The 918-nt window shown below is 74.3% G+C and carries 1 protein-coding gene; it reads left to right on the top strand.

The features are described from left to right. Nucleotides 1-918: bifunctional ADP-dependent NAD(P)H-hydrate dehydratase/NAD(P)H-hydrate epimerase (locus tag J0695_RS33535; protein WP_206968541.1), on the top strand; the 918-nt coding region annotated here is incomplete at both ends.

The raw sequence follows: 918 nt of genomic DNA, 5'->3' as shown, positions 1-918 counted from the left end.
TGGTGGACGGGATCACCGGGCTCGGGGGGAAGGGCGGGCTGCGGGCCGACGCGGCCGCGCTCGTCGCGCTGGTGGGGGAGTCCCGGGCTTTTGTGGTTGCTGTCGATCTGCCCAGTGGGGTCGAGGCGGACAGCGGGGAAGTGCGCGGTGATGCCGTACGGGCCGATGCGACCGTGACGTTCGGGGCGTACAAGGCGGGGCTGCTCATCGATCCGGCGCGGGAGTACGCGGGAGCGGTGCGGCTTGTCGATATCGGGCTGGAGACGGGGCCCGCCGAGGTCGAGGCGCTGCAGCATGCCGATGTGCGTGCGCTGCTGCCGGTGCCGGGGGTCGAGAGCGACAAGTACCGGCGGGGCGTGGTCGGGATCGTCGCCGGGTCGGAGAAGTATCCGGGCGCCGCTGTGCTGGCCGTCGCCGGTGCGCTGCGGGGCGGGGCCGGGGCCGTGCGGTACGTGGGGAGCGGCGGCGATGCGGTCATCGCCCGTTTCCCGGAGGCACTGGTCTCCGAGGGGCCCGTCGCCGACGCCGGGCGGGTGCAGGCGTGGGTCGTCGGGCCGGGACTCGGCGAGGACGCGGGCGATGTGGTGGCGGAGGTGCTGGGCTCCGATGTGCCGGTGCTCGTCGACGCGGACGGGTTGCGGGGGCTGGACGCGGATGTCGTACGGGCGAGGAGTGCGGGGACGCTGCTGACTCCGCACGCGGGGGAAGCGGCCCGGTTGCTGGGGGTCGAGCGTGAGGTCGTCGAGGGGGCTCGCCTTGAGTCCGTACGGGAACTGGCGCGGCGGTACGGGGCGACCGTGCTGCTGAAGGGGTCGACCACGCTGGTCGCTTCGCCGGAGGAGGGGGTTCCGGTGCGGGTGAATCCGACGGGTACGGGGTGGCTGGCCACCGCGGGGAGCGGGGACGTGCTGTCGGGGG

Source organism: Streptomyces beijiangensis, from assembly GCF_017315755.1.
GTDB classification, from domain to species: domain Bacteria; phylum Actinomycetota; class Actinomycetes; order Streptomycetales; family Streptomycetaceae; genus Streptomyces; species Streptomyces beijiangensis.
This window is presented reverse-complemented; position numbering and strand designations above follow the sequence as displayed.